1 protein-coding gene is annotated in these 431 nt (G+C 43.4%); it reads left to right on the top strand.

Annotated elements, in window-relative coordinates; translation table 11 throughout:
• A partial coding sequence (locus ACTHTY_RS12225) for a glutathione S-transferase N-terminal domain-containing protein (RefSeq protein WP_440367894.1) occupies positions 1-431 on the top strand: 431 nt, incomplete at both ends.

Genomic DNA, 431 nt, shown 5'->3' with positions numbered 1-431 from the left:
GTATTCGAGTATTACTTGTCCATTCCGCCACCGCTGCCATTTTGTGCTGTACGAAACAGGCATGGATTTTGAAATCAAAGATGTGGACGTGTCCAATAAACCTGAAGACTTGGCTTTGATGAATCCGTATAAACAAGTACCGGTTTTAGTTGAGCGTGATTTGATTTTGCACGAATCAAACATCATCAACGAATACATTGATGAGCGTTCCCCTCATCCTCAGTTGATGCCGGGTGATCCTGTTATGCGCGGTCGCAGCCGTTTGGTGCTGTACCGTATGGAAAAAAAATTATTCAACTTGGTACAAGTGCTGGAAAACCCTGAATCTACCAATAAAGAACAAGCTAAAGCGCGTGAAGCCATCAGCAATGGTTTGAAAGTGTTGGCACCATCTTGTACTAAAACCAAATCCATCTTGGGCGGTGACTTTT

It is taken from the genome of Neisseria sp. P0019.S002 (genome assembly GCF_051957155.1).
Lineage (GTDB): Bacteria > Pseudomonadota > Gammaproteobacteria > Burkholderiales > Neisseriaceae > Neisseria > Neisseria perflava.
Note: the sequence above shows the minus strand (reverse complement) of the source record. Positions and strands in the feature narration are given on the sequence as shown.